The organism is Variovorax boronicumulans NBRC 103145, assembly GCF_001591345.1.
GTDB classification, from domain to species: Bacteria; Pseudomonadota; Gammaproteobacteria; order Burkholderiales; family Burkholderiaceae_C; genus Variovorax; species Variovorax boronicumulans.
Genome location: NZ_BCUS01000135.1, coordinates 1 through 15370 on the forward strand (window position 1 = coordinate 1; position 15370 = coordinate 15370).

Annotated in this window: 14 protein-coding genes and 1 pseudogene; 5 read left to right on the forward strand and 10 right to left on the reverse strand. The window is 68.5% G+C overall.

What is annotated here, in order from left to right; translation table 11 throughout:
* A pseudogene (locus tag VBO01S_RS32835) lies at window positions 1-464 on the forward strand (trifunctional transcriptional regulator/proline dehydrogenase/L-glutamate gamma-semialdehyde dehydrogenase); the annotation flags it as partial.
* A 6-nt stretch (window positions 465-470) separates the two neighbouring features.
* Here the strand turns inward: VBO01S_RS32835 and VBO01S_RS27015 are convergent.
* A complete protein-coding gene (locus VBO01S_RS27015) occupies window positions 471-863 on the reverse strand; it encodes a carboxymuconolactone decarboxylase family protein (protein WP_062481171.1) in 393 nt (130 codons plus the stop codon).
* A gap of 166 nt (window positions 864-1029) precedes the next feature.
* Between VBO01S_RS27015 and VBO01S_RS27020 the strand changes: the two genes are divergently transcribed.
* Window positions 1030-2499 carry a YadA family autotransporter adhesin gene (locus VBO01S_RS27020; protein WP_062481174.1) on the forward strand — a complete coding sequence of 490 codons (1470 nt, stop codon included), beginning with the start codon at window positions 1030-1032 and terminating at the stop codon, window positions 2497-2499.
* 53 nt (window positions 2500-2552) lie between these two features.
* Window positions 2553-2960 carry an outer membrane protein assembly factor BamE gene (locus tag VBO01S_RS27025; protein ID WP_062481176.1) on the forward strand — a complete coding sequence of 136 codons (408 nt, stop codon included), beginning with the start codon at window positions 2553-2555 and terminating at the stop codon, window positions 2958-2960.
* Here the strand turns inward: VBO01S_RS27025 and VBO01S_RS27030 are convergent, their stop codons facing one another.
* The gene (locus VBO01S_RS27030) at window positions 2961-3392 is read right to left on the reverse strand and encodes a YbaN family protein (protein WP_062481178.1); all 432 of its coding nucleotides are present in this window, start codon (window positions 3390-3392) and stop codon (window positions 2961-2963) included. It lies immediately after the preceding gene.
* Between the two features lie 118 nt (window positions 3393-3510).
* On the opposite strand from VBO01S_RS27030, the gene VBO01S_RS27035 reads away from it, so the two are divergent.
* Window positions 3511-4023: a bacteriohemerythrin gene (locus VBO01S_RS27035; RefSeq protein ID WP_062481180.1), complete on the forward strand. Its 513-nt coding sequence runs from the start codon at window positions 3511-3513 to the stop codon at window positions 4021-4023.
* Window positions 4024-4052: 29 nt separating this feature from the next.
* Here the strand turns inward: VBO01S_RS27035 and VBO01S_RS27040 are convergent, their stop codons facing one another.
* From VBO01S_RS27040 to glmS, 6 genes are all read right to left on the reverse strand, one after another.
* Window positions 4053-5564: a tripartite tricarboxylate transporter permease gene (locus VBO01S_RS27040; protein WP_062481182.1), complete on the reverse strand. Its 1512-nt coding sequence runs from the start codon at window positions 5562-5564 to the stop codon at window positions 4053-4055.
* A gap of 33 nt (window positions 5565-5597) precedes the next feature.
* Complete coding sequence (locus tag VBO01S_RS27045) at window positions 5598-6086, reverse strand: tripartite tricarboxylate transporter TctB family protein (RefSeq protein WP_062481184.1); 489 nt, start codon at window positions 6084-6086, stop codon at window positions 5598-5600.
* 138 nt (window positions 6087-6224) lie between these two features.
* Complete coding sequence (locus VBO01S_RS27050; RefSeq protein WP_062481186.1) at window positions 6225-7598, reverse strand: sensor histidine kinase; 1374 nt, start codon at window positions 7596-7598, stop codon at window positions 6225-6227.
* Window positions 7595-8278 carry a response regulator transcription factor gene (locus tag VBO01S_RS27055; protein WP_062481198.1) on the reverse strand — a complete coding sequence of 228 codons (684 nt, stop codon included), beginning with the start codon at window positions 8276-8278 and terminating at the stop codon, window positions 7595-7597. The genes VBO01S_RS27050 and VBO01S_RS27055 overlap by 4 nt, the downstream gene beginning before the upstream one ends.
* 230 nt (window positions 8279-8508) lie before the next feature.
* On the reverse strand, window positions 8509-9345 hold the full coding sequence (locus VBO01S_RS27060; RefSeq protein ID WP_062481188.1) for an alpha/beta fold hydrolase: 837 nt from the start codon (window positions 9343-9345) through the stop codon (window positions 8509-8511).
* Window positions 9346-9655: 310 nt separating this feature from the next.
* A complete protein-coding gene (glmS, locus tag VBO01S_RS27065) occupies window positions 9656-11536 on the reverse strand; it encodes a glutamine--fructose-6-phosphate transaminase (isomerizing) (protein ID WP_062481190.1) in 1881 nt (626 codons plus the stop codon).
* A 141-nt stretch (window positions 11537-11677) separates the two neighbouring features.
* Between glmS and VBO01S_RS27070 the strand changes: the two genes are divergently transcribed.
* Window positions 11678-12160, forward strand: coding sequence for an Lrp/AsnC family transcriptional regulator (locus VBO01S_RS27070; RefSeq protein ID WP_062481192.1), 483 nt, complete (start codon window positions 11678-11680; stop codon window positions 12158-12160).
* Between the two features lie 18 nt (window positions 12161-12178).
* On the opposite strand, the gene otsA is transcribed toward VBO01S_RS27070, so the two are convergent.
* Complete coding sequence (otsA, locus tag VBO01S_RS27075) at window positions 12179-13564, reverse strand: alpha,alpha-trehalose-phosphate synthase (UDP-forming) (RefSeq protein ID WP_062481194.1); 1386 nt, start codon at window positions 13562-13564, stop codon at window positions 12179-12181.
* A partial coding sequence (locus VBO01S_RS27080; RefSeq protein ID WP_062481196.1) for a glycoside hydrolase family 15 protein occupies window positions 13561-15370 on the reverse strand: 1810 nt, incomplete at its 5' end. The genes otsA and VBO01S_RS27080, both read right to left, overlap by 4 nt.

Genomic DNA, 15370 nt, shown 5'->3' on the forward strand with positions numbered 1-15370 from the left:
ACGTCGGCCGCGCACGCACGCTGGCCGGCCCGACCGGCGAGCGCAACGTCTACACGCTGCAGCCGCGCGAGGCCGTGCTGTGCCTCGCCGATGCGCAAGCCGACCGGCTCGTGCAACTGGCGGCCGTGCTGTCGGTCGGCAGCACGGCCATCTGGCCTGCCGATGCGCCCGGCGCGCACGCGCTGCTGGCCGCATTGCCCGACGAAGCGCGCCACGCGGTCGTGCTCGCCAACGACTGGCGCGCGCCCACCGTGGTGTTCGATGCCGTGCTGCACCACGGCGACGCCGGCCACCTCGCCAGCGTGCTGCAGCAGGTGGCGGCGCGGCCCGGCCCCATCGTCGGCGTGCGCGGCTTCGCGCCCGGCGACACCGGCATTCCGCTCGAAAGCCTGGTGCTGGAGCGCGCGCTGAGCGTCAACACGGCCGCGGCCGGCGGCAATGCGAGCCTGATGACGATCGGTTGAGCAGGCTTATTTGTCGAACGCCGGGTCGATCGGCACGCGGTAGCCGTTGACCAGCCGGTTCGTCTCGTTCGCCATGCCGACCACGGCCATCAGCTCGGCGAACATGGCCGGCGTCATGCCGGCCTTTTCCGCGCCCGCGTGGTGACTCGCGATGCAGTAGCCGCAGTTGTTGGTGACGCTCACCGCGAGGTAGATCATTTCCTTCACCACCGGGTCGAGCGCGCCCGGCGCCATCACCTCCTTGAGGCTGGCCCAGGTGCGCTTCAGCGTGGCCGGGTCGTTGGCCAGGTACTTCCAGAAATTGTTGACGTCGGGCACGTTGCGCGACGCCTTGATGTCGTCGAACACCGCGCGGACCTCGTCGGAAGCGGCGGCGTGCTCGATGGGCTGGGGTTTCATGCGATCTCCTGAAGTGTGAATGCGCGATGGAAAGCAACATTTGCTTTCGGTACCTTCACATTTATTGTGAATTAGGTCCTAGGTTCGCGCGCCCTGCGGTTCATACAGTCGAAGCGTCACACATCAAGCGCGCCATCAGGCGCCATCTCAGGGAGAAGAGAGAACCATGGAACACGTCACACAGCACGTGGGGGGCGGTGCGCGCGCCGCATTCGTCTGCAAGAAGAAAACCAGGGGCATCGCGGGCGCCGTGCTCGCACTGGCCGCCGGCCTTGCGGGCCCGTCGGCCTGGGCCGACGTGAGCCTGGGCGGTGCCAGCTACACCACCGGCTCGGGCGCGGTCTGCAGCTCGGGCGGCGCCGGTCCCACGTGGGCCTGCCAGGTGCCCAACGCCAGCGGCGGCTTCGCGCTCATCACCGGCGTGCCGACCGACCCCGTGAACGGCGGCCCCGATGCCGCGGCCTTGCAAGGGATGGTGAACGGCAACCTCGGCGGCGACGCGCTGCTGCTCGGCGGCACGGCCGCCAAGGCCACCGGCTTCGGCAGCGTGGCGGCGGGCTCCGACGCACGCGCCACCGAAACCTACGCCACCGCCATCGGTTCCACCACCGTGGCCGCGGGCGTCAGCAGCACGGCCGTGGGCAACGTCGCCCAGGCCTTCGGCACCAACGCCACGGCCATCGGCGCCAACAGCACGGCCGTGGCCACCAGCAGCGTCGCCGTGGGCGACCGCGCCACCGCGAGCGACATCAACTCGACCGCACTCGGCGCCAACACGCAGGCGCGCAAGAAGAGCAGCCTGGCGGCCGGCGACAAGGCGATTGCCGACGGCATCAACGCCGCCGCGCTGGGCGCGAACACGCAGGCGCTGGCCGACAGCGCCGTGGCCGTGGGCGACCGCGCCACCGCGGGCGCCGAGTCGGCCGTGGCCGTGGGCCGCCAGAGCACCGCATCGGCCGCGTCCGCCGTGGCCATCGGCACGGGCGCGACAGCGAGCGCCGTCAATGGCGTGGCACTCGGCGCCGGCGCCACCGCCGACCGCGCGGGCATGGGCGGCCAGCAAGAGCGCTTCTCGAACGTCGCCGTGGGCTCCACGCAGGGCGCGGTCTCGGTCGGCAGCGCGGGCGGCGAACGGCAGATCACGAACGTCGCGGGCGGCACTCAGGCGACCGACGCGGTCAACGTGCGCCAGCTGCAGGCCGTGCAGGCCGGCGCGGTCAACTACGTGACCAACGTGGACGGCAGCGTGAACCACAACCAGATCGTGCTGGGCAACGGACAGGCGCCCAACGGCACCACCGTGTCCAACGTGGCGCCCGGCGTGGCCGGCACCGACGCCGTGAACGTCAACCAGCTGAACGCACAGAGTGCGCAGTGGCGCGACGCCATCCGCGTGAACCAGCGCGACGCCAACGCCGGCACCGCCGGTGCGATGGCCATGGCCGGCATGCCGCAGGCCTACATGCCGGGCAAGAACATGATCGCGGCCGGCATCGCCGGCTACGAGGGCCAGAGCGCCCTCGCGGTCGGCTTCTCGAGCATCTCGGACAACGGCAAGTGGGTGATGAAGTTCACCGGCTCGGCGAACTCGCGCGGCCGCGTCGGCGTCTCGGCCGGCGCGGGCTACCAGTGGTGAGCCGCATGAACCCCAGAACCGCCACCGCTCCAGGCCCCACGCATTCCTCCTTCATGACACGCACCTTTTTTCTGCCCACCGCCGCGCTGCTGGCCTTGCTCACCCTCGCCGGCTGCACCTCGTACGTGAGCCGCGGCATCGACAGCGACGGCAAGGCCACCGAACTCGTCTGGCCCGGCGCCGACCAGCAGCAAACGTGGCAGACCGAAGGCAGCTTTCCGAACCGCGAGAACCTGCGCGCCATCGGCCCCGGCGCGACCAAGGACCAGCTCTACGCCCTGATCGGCCGCCCGCACTTCGACGAAGGCATGGCGGCCGTGCGCGAGTGGGACTACGTCTTTCACTTCCGCTCGGGCGGCGGTGCGACGAGCTGCCGCTACAAGGTGATCTTCGACACGGCCTACAAGGCGCGCAGCTTCCACTGGAACCCGGCGATCTGCGCCGAGCTGGCCAAGGGCTGATCAGCCGCCCTGCGGCGGCTCCGGCCGCCGCCACAGCCACGCCAGCACGACCGCCATCGAGCCGATGGCGACGCCTGCGAGCCACGGCTTGTGCGCCGTCAACACGATGACGACCGCGCAGAACGCCATCGCCGCGGTGGCGCTCCACTTGGCGCGCCGGCTCACGGTGCGGCCGTTCTCCCAGTTGCGCAGCAGCGGACCGAAGAGCCGGTGGTTGAGCAACCAGCGGTGCAGCCGCGGCGAGCTGCGCGCCGCGGCCCAGGCGGCCATCAGCACGAAGACCGTGGTCGGCATGCCCGGCGCGACCACGCCGATGGCGGCCAGCACGAGGCACAACGCGGCGAAGACCATCAGCAGCCAGCGCACGACCAGCGGCAACGGCCGGGGCTCCACGGCAGCGGGCGGGTTCTGGGGGTCTTCGGCGGGCGTCACGGGCCGATTGTCTTTCTTTCTCTTTCACCGCACCGACGCGCTTGATTCAGATCAACCGCGCGGCGCTTTCGGCTGCCGATACTGGACTTTTACATCCACCTGCAAAGTTCTGAAGACCATGGCCCACCTTGTATGGAAGACCGAGCTCAATACGGGGATCCATGAGATCGACACGCAGCACCAGCGCATCGTGCAGTACATCAATGCGCTGGACGATGCCCGGCGCACCAACGACCGCCAGGCCGTGGGCCGGATCATCGAGGAGACCATCGACTACACCGCCTCGCACTTCGCGTTCGAGGAGGCCATGATCGAGGACGCGGGCTACCCCTTCACGGGTCCGCACCGGAAGGTGCACGAGATCTTCGTGCGCCGCGTCACCGAATTCCGCACGCGCTTCGAGCACGGCGAAGAGGTGCTGGCCGAGCTGCACGACATGCTCTCGCGCTGGCTGTTCAACCACATCCGCCACGAAGACGGCGCGTACGTGCCGACCGTGAAGGCGCACCTGCACACGACCGATTCGTCGGCGGAAGTGCTGGTGCATGCGCAGGTGCGCAAGGCGGTGCAGCAAGGCGGCGCCGCGGGGCAGGTCAAGATGGGCTGGATGCGGCGCTTGTTCGGCGGGTGACGCGGCTTTGCCGCCGCGCCACCGCAGCGTCACTCCTCGACGAAAGCCTCTTCGCGCTTGGCCTTCACCGAAGGCAGCAGCACCACGATGAGCAGCAGCGCCGCCGCCGCCAGCAGCCCCGCCGACAGCGGACGCATGACGAACACGCTCCAGTCGCCGCGCGACAGCAGCAGCGCGCGGCGCAGGTTCTCTTCCATCATCGGCCCGAGGATGAAGCCCAGCAGCAGCGGCGCGGGCTCGCACTTGAGCTTGAGGAACAGGTAGCCCACGATGCCGAAGATCGCGACCATCCACACGTCGAAGGTGTTGTTGTTCTCCGAGTACACGCCCACCGCGCAGAACAGCACGATCGACGGAAAGAGCCACTTGTAGGGAATGGTCAGCAGCTTGATCCAGATGCCGATCATCGGCAGGTTCAGCACGATGAGCATCAGGTTGCCGATCCACATCGAGGCGATCAGGCCCCAGAAGAGTTCGGGGTTGCTGGTCATCACCTGCGGGCCGGGCTGGATGTTGTGGATGGTCATCGCACCCACCATCAGCGCCATCACCGCGTTGGGCGGGATGCCCAGCGTCAGCAGCGGAATGAACGAGGTCTGCGCGCCGGCGTTGTTGGCCGACTCCGGTCCCGCCACGCCGCGGATGTTGCCCTTGCCGAAGGGCACCTCGCCCTGCTTGAGCTTGATGCGCTTCTCGATCGTGTAGGCCGCGAAGGCCGACAGCAGCGCACCGCCGCCCGGCAGGATGCCCAGCGCCGAGCCCAGCGCCGTGCCGCGCAGCACGGCGGGCGTCATGCGCTTGAAGTCGTCCTTGGTGGGCCACAGGCCCTTGACCTTGGCGGTGAACACCTCGCGCTCATGCTCGGGCACGGCCAGGTTGGCGATGATCTCGCCGTAGCCGAACACGCCCATCGCGATCGCGATGAAGCCGATGCCGTCGGTCAGCTCGGGAATGTCGAAGCTGTAGCGCGCCACGCCCGAGTTCACGTCGGTGCCCACGAGGCCCAGCGCCAGCCCGAGCAGGATCATCGTGATGGCCTTGAGCAGCGAACCCGAGGCCAGCACCACGGCGCCGATCAGGCCCAGGATCATCAGCGAGAAGTATTCGGCCGGACCGAACTTGAAGGCCAGCTCCGTCAGCGGCGGTGCGAAGGCCGCAAGAATGAGCGTGCCGACGCAGCCTGCGAAGAACGAGCCCAGGCCCGCCGCAGCGAGCGCCGGCCCGGCCCTCCCCTTGCGCGCCATCTGGTAACCGTCGATCACGGTCACCACCGACGACGATTCACCCGGCAGGTTCACCAGAATGGCGGTGGTCGAGCCGCCGTACTGCGCGCCGTAATAGATGCCGGCCAGCATGATGAGCGCCGACACGGGCGGCAGCGCGTAGGTGGCGGGCAGCAGCATCGCGATGGTGGCCACGGGGCCGATGCCCGGGAGCACCCCGATCAGCGTGCCCAGCAGGCAGCCGACGAAGGCATAGACAAGGTTCTGCGCGGTGAAGGCCACGCCGAAGCCGATCGAGAGGTTGGTAATCAGGTCCATTGTTCTCTTGGATTTCTTGTTGTTCTGCGCGGGTCAGCCGGCGATGAAGGTGGGCCACACCTGGAACTGCAGCTTCAGTGCCACCACGAAGGCCAGGTAGCTGCCGAGCGCGAGCACGGTCGCCAGAAGGGTCACGCCCTTCCAGCCGAAGCTGTCGCCCGCCAGGCTTGCGATGAAGGTCAGCGCGTAGATCGCGACGATGAGCCCCATCGACGGCAGCCCGATGCTCGGCAGGCCGCCGAGCAGCACGCCGAACACCAGGTTGGCGCCGATGATGAACAGCAGCGGCTTCCATGCGATGCGGCCCACCGGTTCGCCGTCGGCGGTCTCGACCGTGAGGGCCTTGAACGTGATCAGCACGCCCATGCAGGCGATGAGGATGCCCACGATGAGCGGAAAGTAGCCGGGGCCCATGCGGGCGCCGGTGCCCACGTTGTAGGTCGTGGCGCCCCATGCGAAGGCCACGCCGAAGGCGCTGAAAAGCACGCCCGAGCAGAAGTCTCTCTGACTCTTGATTCTCACCGTTGATGTCTCCTGGAACTGCGTTGATCGGCACAGGATGTGCGTCAGCGATCCTAGGAATTCAGCGCGGCGGTGTGTATGAACAAAGCATTGCCATTCGGCAATGTTCGAGGCGCGAGGAGACGAAGAAGGCGCCGCTCAGGCGTCCGCCGTCGGCAGGTCAATGCAGGCGCGCAGGCCCGGGCGGGCATCGCCGAACTGCAGGCGACCGCCATGCAGCGCCACCACCGCCTGCACGCTCGCGAGCCCCAGGCCGTGGCCCGGCGTGCTGTGGTCCAGCCGATGGAAGCGCACGCCCAGGCGCTCGTACTCGGCGCTCGGAATGCCGGGGCCGTCGTCCTGCACGAACAGCTGCGCACGCCCGTCGACCGTGTGCGTGCCGATGCGCACGGTGGCGCCGGCCCCGCCGTACTTCAGCGCGTTGTCGAGCAGGTTGGCCGCCGCGCCCGCGAGCAGGTCGCGGTCGCCCAGCGCGATGGCGCGGTCGGCCGGCTCGCGCAGCAGCGCGATGCCCCGCACCTCGGCCACCGCCTCGTACAGCTCCGCCACGTCGTCGGCAATGACGTGCAGCGCCACCGGCGCGAACTGCTGGCGCCGTGCGCCGGCCTCGACCTCGGCGATCTGCAGCAGCTTCTCGAACATCACGGCCAGCTCCTCGAGCTCGCGGATGGCGGTGGCCACGGGCTCGCGCTGTGGATGGCCGGCGTCGCCGAGCCCCGCCTCCACCGCACGCAGGCGCACCAGCACGCGCGTGAGCGGCGTGCGCAGGTCGTGCGCGATGGTGTTGGACACATGGCGCACGCCGTCCATCAGCGACTGGATGCGGTCGAGCATCGCGTTGATGTCGCCTTCCAGCAGCGCGAACTCGTCTTCCTGGCCCGAGGGCGCCACGCGCTCCTGCAGCTCGCCCGCCGCGATGCGCGCGGCCGTGCGCCGCACCGCGCCCACGCTGCGCTCCAGTTCCTGGCGAAAGACGAAGGTGCCACCGATGAGCAGCAGCACCGCCACGATGCCCGCCGCCGCGCTGGCGCTCGCCACCAACGATTCGATCGACTCCTGGTCGCGCAGATCGTGCCCCACCACGAGCATGCCGCCGTCGGGCAGCGGGCGCATCACGAGGTAGGCGATGACGGTCTGGCCCGCGCGCACCACGCGGCGGTGCACGCCGTCGCCCGCATCGGGCGCCAGCGAGGGCATCTGGTCGAGGTTGCCCGCGCGCTTGCGGCCCTCGCGGTCGGTGAGCAGGTAGATCTCGTTGTCGGAGTTGCGTCCGTCGGAGAGCGCGTGGGCGATCTCGCCCGCCACGCCCTCGGCGCCGCGCGCTTCGTAGCGCACCACCAGCTGCTGCACGCTGGCGGCCACCTGCCGCACCATGCGCTGCTGCAGCACGCCGACGGTCTGCATGTAGACGATGGCCAGCGCGGCCAGCATCGTGATGGCGACGAGCAGCCCGTAGTAGAAGGCAAGCCGGAAGCCGACCGAGCGCCACAGCTGGCGCAGGGCCCGGGTCATTGCGGCGCGGCCAGCGTGTAGCCCACGCCGCGCACGGTGTGGATCAGCGTCGGCGCGCCGCCCGCATCGAGCTTGCCGCGCAGGCGGCTCACCTGCACGTCGATCACGTTGGTCTGCGGATCGAACTGGTAGTCCCACACGGCCTCGAGCAGCATGGTGCGCGTGACCACCTGGCCCGGATGCATCATGAGATAGGCCAGCAGCCTGAACTCGCGCGGCTGCAGCGCGATGGGCCGGCCGCCGCGCTCCACGTGGCGGCGCGCCAGGTCGAGCGTGAGATCGGCCAGCTGCAGCGTGCGGATCTCGGGCCCGGTGCGCGAGCGCCGCACCAGCGCCTCGGCGCGCGCCGCGAGTTCGGAGAAGGCAAAGGGCTTGGCCAGGTAGTCGTCGCCGCCGGCCTTGAGCCCGCGCACGCGCTCGTCGAGCGCGCTCAATGCGCTGAGCACCAGCACCGGCGTCTTCTTGCCGAGGGCGCGCATCGTGGTGAGGATCGACAGGCCGTCCACGTCGTTGGGCAGCATGCGGTCGAGGATGACGAGGTCCCACGTCTCGCCCGTGGCGCGCGCGAACGCATCCGCGCCATCGCGGCTGATCACCGCCACATGGCCGAGCGAACGGAAGCCTTCGGCGATGTAGCGCGCGTTGTCGGCATCGTCCTCGACGATGAGGCAGTTCCAGATGACGGTGGGGCCGAGCACGTCAGTCGGTGCGGCCACGGCAAGAAATACCCATGGATGGCGGTGCGGTTGTGCTCACGTTGCGGCCCCTGGGAGGCGGGGGCCTGCAACGCAAATGCTAGCCCAGGTGGAAGCGGGAAAAGCCCGCGCTTCATTACCGTTTGTCCATGTAAGGCGCGTGGGCGCGCGTGGGCGAAGGGCGCTGCGGCCCCTCCTCAACCCAACGGCTGAGATCACGCGCGAATGAACGCGAGCAAGTCGGCGTTGATGACTTCCGCATTCACGGTGCACATGCCGTGCGAGAAGCCGGGATAGACCTTGAGCTCGCTGTTCTCGATCAGCTCGGCCTGACGCAGCGCGCCCGCCTTGTAGGGAACGATCTGGTCGTCGTCTCCCGCCATGATGAGCGTCGGCACCTTGATGGCTTTCAGGTCTTCCGTCTGGTCGGTCTGCGAGAACGCCTTGATGCCTTCGTAATGGGCCTTGGCGCTGCCCATCATTCCCTGGCGCCACCAGTTCTGGATGACGCCCTGGGAAACACTCGCTCCGGGCCGGTTGTAGCCATAGAACGGTCCCGAAGGCACGTCGAGGAAGAACTGCGCCCGGTTGTCGGCCAGCGCCTTGCGAAAGCCATCGAACACCTCGACCGGGGTGCCGCCCGGATTGCTCTCCGTCTTCACCATGAGCGGCGGGACGGCACTGATCAGGACGGCCTTGGCGACGCGGCCCTGCGGCTGGCCATGCCTGGCGACGTAGCGCGCCACCTGGCCACCGCCGGTCGAATGACCGATATGGACGGCGTTCTTCAGATCCAGATGCTCGACCACCGCGGAGGCATCCGCCGCGTAGTGGTCCATGTCGTGTCCATCGCTGACCTGCGACGAGCGTCCATGCCCGCGGCGGTCATGAGCGACGACGCGGTAGCCCTGGGCCAGGAAAAACAGCAGCTGTGCGTCCCAATCGTCTGCGCTCAGGGGCCAGCCGTGATGGAGGACAAGAGGCTGCGCACTCTGGGGCCCCCAATCCTTGTAGAAGATCTGAACCCCATCCTCGGTCGTCACATAGGCCATGGTCTTGACTCCTTGCTGTGCAATGGCAGGTTGAACGGGCTTGAGCAGCACCCCCTGTGAAGTCGGCCGCGATGCACGGGGCAGCGGCACCGACGGCGAGAGAGGCCGAGCACCCCCTCGCGGGAACGCCCCTCGGCTCGGAGCAGACTTTAAGATTGAACCGGGCTTCAGTGTCAATACGCCTTGCGCCGTCAGGGGCAGCGACCGGGCGCAGACAGAAGGCACTCCGTTTTCGCGCGGGCACGGTCGTCAGCAACCATGGTGCGTGCTCTGCGCGCGAAGCCGATGGCGAAGAGCAGCCCTCGCCCCCTCACTCCACCGTCACGCTTTTAGCGAGGTTGCGCGGCTTGTCCACGTCCGTCCCGCGCGCACACGCCGTGTGATACGCCAGCAGCTGCAGCGGCACCACGTGCAGCAGCGGCGACAGCGCGCCGTAGTGCTCGGGCATGCGGATCACGTGCAGGCCTTCGCCGCTCGCAATCTGCGTGTCGCCGTCGGCCAGCACGTAGAGCACGCCGCCGCGGGCGCGCACTTCCTGCAGGTTGCTCTTGAGCTTTTCGAGCAGGGCGTCGTTCGGCGCCACGGCGACCACGGGCATCTCGCTCGTGACGAGTGCGAGCGGGCCGTGCTTGAGTTCGCCGGCGGCGTAAGCCTCGGCGTGGATGTAGGTCACTTCCTTGAGCTTGAGCGCGCCCTCGAGCGCGATCGGGTAGTGCAGGCCGCGGCCCAGGAACAGGGCGTTGTCCTTGCGCGCGAAGTCTTCGGCCCAGCCGATGATCTGCGGCTCGAGCGCGAGCACCGACTGCAGCGCGACGGGCAGGTGCCGCATTTCCTTCAGGTAGCGCGCCTCGTCGAGCGCGCTCAGGCGGTTCTTGGACTGCGCGATGGCCAGCGTGAGCAGGAACAGGCCCGCGAGCTGGGTGGTGAAGGCCTTGGTCGAGGCCACGCCGATTTCGACGCCGGCGCGCGTGATGTAGGCCAGCTTGCACTCGCGCACCATGGCGCTGGTGGCGACGTTGCAGATGGTCAGCGTCTGCTCCATGCCCAGCGAGCGCGCGTGCTTGAGCGCGGCCAGCGTGTCGGCGGTTTCGCCCGACTGGCTGATGGTGACGACCAGCGTCTTGGGGTCGGGCACGGAGTCGCGGTAGCGGTACTCGCTGGCGATCTCGACCTGGGTGGAGATCTTCGCGATGCTCTCGAGCCAGTACTTGGCGGTGCAGCCGCTGTAGTAGCTGGTGCCGCAGGCCAGGATGAGGATCTTGTCGATGTCCTGGAACACGCGGTGCGCGCTCGCACCCGTGGCGCCGTCCTGGCCGATGCCGTCGAACAGCTCGGGCACGATGCCCTCGACGCCTTCGAGCGTGTCGCCGATGGCGCGCGGCTGCTCGAAGATTTCCTTTTGCATGTAGTGGCGGTACGGGCCCAGCTCGGCCGCGCCGCTGTGGGCGTGCACGGTGCGCACGGTGCGGGTGACGGGCTTGTGGTTCTTGTCGACGATCCAGTACTTGCCCGGCTGCAGGTCGACCACGTCGCCTTCTTCGAGGTACACGATCTGGTCGGTCACGCCGGCCAGCGCCATCGCGTCGCTGGCCAGGAAGTTCTCGGTGCCGTCCTTGCCGGCGCCCAGGATCAGCGGCGAGCCGGCGCGCGCGCCGATCACGCGCTGCGGTTCGTCGCGGCAGATGACGGCGATGGCGTAGGCGCCGTGCAGCTGCAGCACGGCGGCCTTGACGGCTTCGAACAGGTCGCCGTTGTAGAGGCTGTCGACGAGGTGGGCGATGACCTCGGTGTCGGTCTGGCTCTCGAACACGTAGCCCTTGGCCTCGAGCGCGGCGCGCAGCGGCTCGTGGTTCTCGATGATGCCGTTGTGCACGAGCGCGATGCGGCCCGGGCGCGCGGCGGGCGCGTCGGCGCCGACGCCGTGGCTGAAGTGGGGGTGGGCGTTGTGCACGGCCGGTGCGCCGTGGGTGGCCCAGCGCGTGTGGGCGATGCCGGTGAGGCCTTCGACCTTGTCGTCGCGCACCTGCGTCAGCAGGTCGGCCACGCGCGAGGTGGTGCGCGCACGGCTCAGGCCGCCCGCATGCACCGCGACGCCGCAGGAGTCATAGCCGCGGTATTCGAGCCGCTGAAGGCCCTGGACCAGGACCGGAACGATGTCGCGATGGGAGGCTGCGCCGACGATGCCGCACATGGGGTGTACCTTGTCTTGAAGAACAGAAGGGCTCGATGGTAGGGAGACGCCCAAGAAATATGGCGTCTAAATTTCCACAGTTTTGGAGTTTTATTTCACTCAAACCTGTAGATGGAGTTTTATTCCATAATTTCAACTCATATGAAATCAATCTCCCTCGACGCCATCGACCTCAAGCTGCTCGACGCGCTCCAGAACGACGCCTCGCAGACCAACCAGCGCCTGGCCGCCGAGGTGGGCATCTCTCCGCCGACCTGCCTGCGCCGCGTGCAGCGGCTGCGCCAGGAAGGGCTCATCGAGCGCCAGGTCGCCCTGCTCTCGCCCGACCGCCTCGCCACGGTGCTGGGTCACGGCCTGCAGGCGGTGGTGGAGATTTCGCTCGACCGGCAGGACGCCGCCGCGCTCGACGCCTTCGAGGCCCGCGTGATCGCCGACGACGCCGTGCAGCAGTGTTGGCGCGTGTCGCCGGGGCCCGATTTCGTGCTGGTCGTGGTGGCGCGCGACATGCCCGGCTACGGCGCGCTGACGCAGCGGCTGTTCACGGCCGACGCCAATGTGCGCAACGTGAAGGCGTTCTTCAGCCTGAAGCGCGCGAAGTTCGGGGCCCGCGTGCCACTGGGCTGACGCCGGTTCTGTGCGCGATCAGCGCTCGCTCGCCGCCTCGCGCAGCGCTTCGAGGAACGTGCGCCGCCACCAGTGGATGTCCTGCGCCCGGATGCGCGACAGCAGCTTCTGGTGCCGCTCGCGCCGCTCTTCCAGCGGCATCTGCAGCGCCTGCTGCACCGTCTCTGCCGTGCCGTGCGTGTCGTACGGATTCACCAGCAGCGCTTCCTTCAGCTGCTCGGCCGCGCCGGCAAAGCGCGACAGCACCAGCACGCCCGGGTCGGCCGGGTCCTGCGCCGCGATGTATTCCTTGGCCACGAGGTTCATGCCGTCGCGCAGCGGCGTCACCAGCCCCACGGCCGCCGCGCGGCACAGGCCGGGCACGCGGCGGCGCGCCACCATGCGGTGGATGTAGCGCACCGGCATCCAGTCGAGCTCGCCGTAGTCGCCGTTGATGGCGCCGCACAGCGATTCGAGTTCCTTGCGGATGTCGGCGTAGGCGTCGACCGTCTCGCGCGTGGGCGAGGCGATCTGGATCAGCGTGGCGCTGCGGCGGTTCTCGGGGTAGTTGGCCAGCAGCTCGCGGAACGAGCGCACGCGCTGCGGGATGCCCTTCGAGTAGTCGAGCCGGTCGATGCCCAGGAGCAGCCGGCGACTCGAGTACTCGCGCTTCATGGTCTCGTACATGTCGCGCGATTCCTTGGCGTGCGTGAGCGCCGCGAACTCGTCCACGTCGATGCCGATGGGGAAGGCGTTGCAGCGCACCGTCTGCCCGTAGGCGCGGTACATGTCGTTGCCCAGGTATTCGCCATGGGCCTCGTTGCGCACGTAGTGCTCGAAGTGCTGCACGTCCTGCTGCGCCTGGAAGCCGATCAGGTCGTACGAGAACAGCGAGCGCATCAGCCACTCGTGCTGCGGAATGGCCGCGATGATGATCTGCGGCGGCAGCGGAATGTGCAGGAAGAAGCCGATGCGCTGCTTGCAACCCATGGCGCGCAGCTCGGCGGCCAGCGGCATCAGGTGGTAGTCGTGGATCCAGATGATGTCGTCGTCCTTCAGCAGCGGCATCAGCTTGCGCGCGAACAGCTGGTTCACGCGGCGGTAGCCACCGATGAAGCCGGCATCGAAATGCGCCAGGTCCAGGCGGTTGTGGAACACCGGCCAGAGCACGTCGTTGCTGTAGCCCAGGTAGTAGCTGTCGTGGTCGTCGCGGCTCAGGTCGAGCGTGGCCAGCGTCACCTTGCCGGCCTGCTGCTTGTGCAGCTCGCCTTCGCCCGTGGGGCCGCCTTCGACGATCTGCCCGCTCCAGCCGAACCACAGGCCGCCGCTTTGCTGCAGGCTCTCACCCAGGGCCACGGCCAGGCCGCCGGCGGCGGGCTTGCGCGGGTCGGCCACGCGGTTCGAAACAACGACGAGACGACTCATATGCACGAATCCCAGGGAGCGGACAGGCGCACGGCCGCGTTGATGATGCCGACCATCGAATAGGTCTGCGGAAAGTTGCCCCACATCTCGCCCGTGACCGGGTGCGTGTCTTCCGACAGCAGGCCCAGCGGGTTGCGTGCCGCCAGCATGGTCTCGAAGATCTGGCGCGCCTCGGCCTTGCGGCCGATCTTGGCCAGCGCGTCGATGCGCCAGAAGGTGCAGATGTTGAAGGCGGTCTCGGGCTTGCCGAAGTCGTCGGCCGCTTCGTAGCGGCGCATGTAGGGACCGTCGCACAGCGACTTTTCCATGGCGTCGACGGTGGAGATGAAGCGCGGGTCGCGCGCATCGATCAGGCCCACCTCGACCATCAGCAGGATGCTCGCGTCGAGCTCGTGCCCGCCGAAGCTTTCGGCAAAGGCCTGGCGCTCTTCGCACCACGACTTGGCAAGAATCTCTTCCTTCATGCGTGCGGCATGACCATGCCAGTAGGCCGCGCGTTCAGGCAGCTCCAGCGTGCGCGCGATCTTGGCGAGCCGGTCGCACGCGGCCCAACTCATCAGCGCCGAGCTGGTGTGCACGCGTGCGCGCGTGCGCAGCTCCCACATGCCGGCGTCGGGCGTGCCGTACACGCGCACGGCCTGCTCCCCCACGGCTTCGAGGTGCGGAAACTCCGCCACGCCTGCGCGGCTCAGCAACCGGTGGTCATGAAAAGCCTGCGCCGCGCCGAGCACGATGTTGCCGTACACGTCGTGCTGGAAGTGCTCCTGCGCCTGGTTGCCCACGCGCACCGGGCCCATGCCGCGGTAGCCCGGAAGGCCCTCGACAAAAGACTCGGGCAGCTCGCGCTCCAGCCCGATGCCGTACAGCGGCTGGATGTGCTCGCCGTGCGAGCCGATCACCACGTTGCCGAGCCAGCGCAGGTAGTCTTCCATCGTGCCCACTTCGCTCAGCGAGTTGAGCGCGCGCACCACGAAGAAGGCGTCGCGCAGCCAGCAGTAGCGGTAGTCCCAGTTGCGCTGGCTGCCCGGCGCCTCGGGGATGCTGGTGGTCATGGCGGCCACGATGGCGCCGGTGTCCTCGTACAGCGAGAGCTTGAGCGTGATGGCCGCGCGGATCACCGCGTCCTGGTACTCGAAGGGAATGGCCAGACGCTTGCTCCAGGTGCGCCAGTAGGCGATGGTTTCCTGCTCGAACTTGCGCGCGGTGTCGGCGATGCCTTCGAGCAGCGTCTCGTCCACGCCGAACATGAAGTTGTACTCGCGCGAGATCACGAAGGGCTGGCGCGACAGGATGTGCGAGATCGACGCGTCGGTGTTCAGCCGCAAGGTCACATCGGGCCCGACATAGCGGATGTGGTTGCTGCCGCGCGTGACCTCGGTCGGCGCCGAAGCGCCCCACTGGAAGCGCGGGTCGAGCGCCACGCGGATGCGCGGCGCGCCGGCAATCGGGCGCACGCGGCGCACCATCATGAGCGGACGGAAGTAGCGCGAGCGGCTGTGAAAGCGCGGCGCGAAGTCGGTGATCTCGATGCCCTGCCCCGCGCTGTCGAACAGCTGCGTGCGCAGCACGGCGGTGTTGGGCTCGTACCACTGCTTGCTGGAGGCGAAGTCCTCGATCTCGATGGCCCAGGCGCCGGCCTCCTCGCCGGGGTGGAGCAGCGCGTTGAAGACCGGGTCGCCGTCGAAGCGCGGCAGGCAGCACCAGACGGCGCGGGCGCGCGCGTCGATGAGCGCGCTGTAGGCGCAGTTGCCGATCACGCCGACATTGAGCGAAGGCTCGGCCGGCGGCGCGAAGCCGCGCGGCGGG

What these genes read in the sequence shown, in the direction of transcription:
- VBO01S_RS27015 (WP_062481171.1), bottom strand. Translation starts at nt 863, where the DNA reads ATGAAACCCCAGCCCATCGAGCACGCCGCCGCTTCCGACGAGGTCCGC.
- VBO01S_RS27020 (WP_062481174.1), top strand. Translation starts at nt 1,030, where the DNA reads ATGGAACACGTCACACAGCACGTGGGGGGCGGTGCGCGCGCCGCATTC.
- VBO01S_RS27025 (WP_062481176.1), top strand. Translation starts at nt 2,553, where the DNA reads ATGACACGCACCTTTTTTCTGCCCACCGCCGCGCTGCTGGCCTTGCTC.
- VBO01S_RS27035 (WP_062481180.1), top strand. Translation starts at nt 3,511, where the DNA reads ATGGCCCACCTTGTATGGAAGACCGAGCTCAATACGGGGATCCATGAG.
- VBO01S_RS27040 (WP_062481182.1), bottom strand. Translation starts at nt 5,564, where the DNA reads ATGGACCTGATTACCAACCTCTCGATCGGCTTCGGCGTGGCCTTCACC.
- VBO01S_RS27050 (WP_062481186.1), bottom strand. Translation starts at nt 7,598, where the DNA reads ATGACCCGGGCCCTGCGCCAGCTGTGGCGCTCGGTCGGCTTCCGGCTT.
- VBO01S_RS27060 (WP_062481188.1), bottom strand. Translation starts at nt 9,345, where the DNA reads ATGGCCTATGTGACGACCGAGGATGGGGTTCAGATCTTCTACAAGGAT.
- glmS (WP_062481190.1), bottom strand. Translation starts at nt 11,536, where the DNA reads ATGTGCGGCATCGTCGGCGCAGCCTCCCATCGCGACATCGTTCCGGTC.
- VBO01S_RS27070 (WP_062481192.1), top strand. Translation starts at nt 11,678, where the DNA reads ATGAAATCAATCTCCCTCGACGCCATCGACCTCAAGCTGCTCGACGCG.
- otsA (WP_062481194.1), bottom strand. Translation starts at nt 13,564, where the DNA reads ATGAGTCGTCTCGTCGTTGTTTCGAACCGCGTGGCCGACCCGCGCAAG.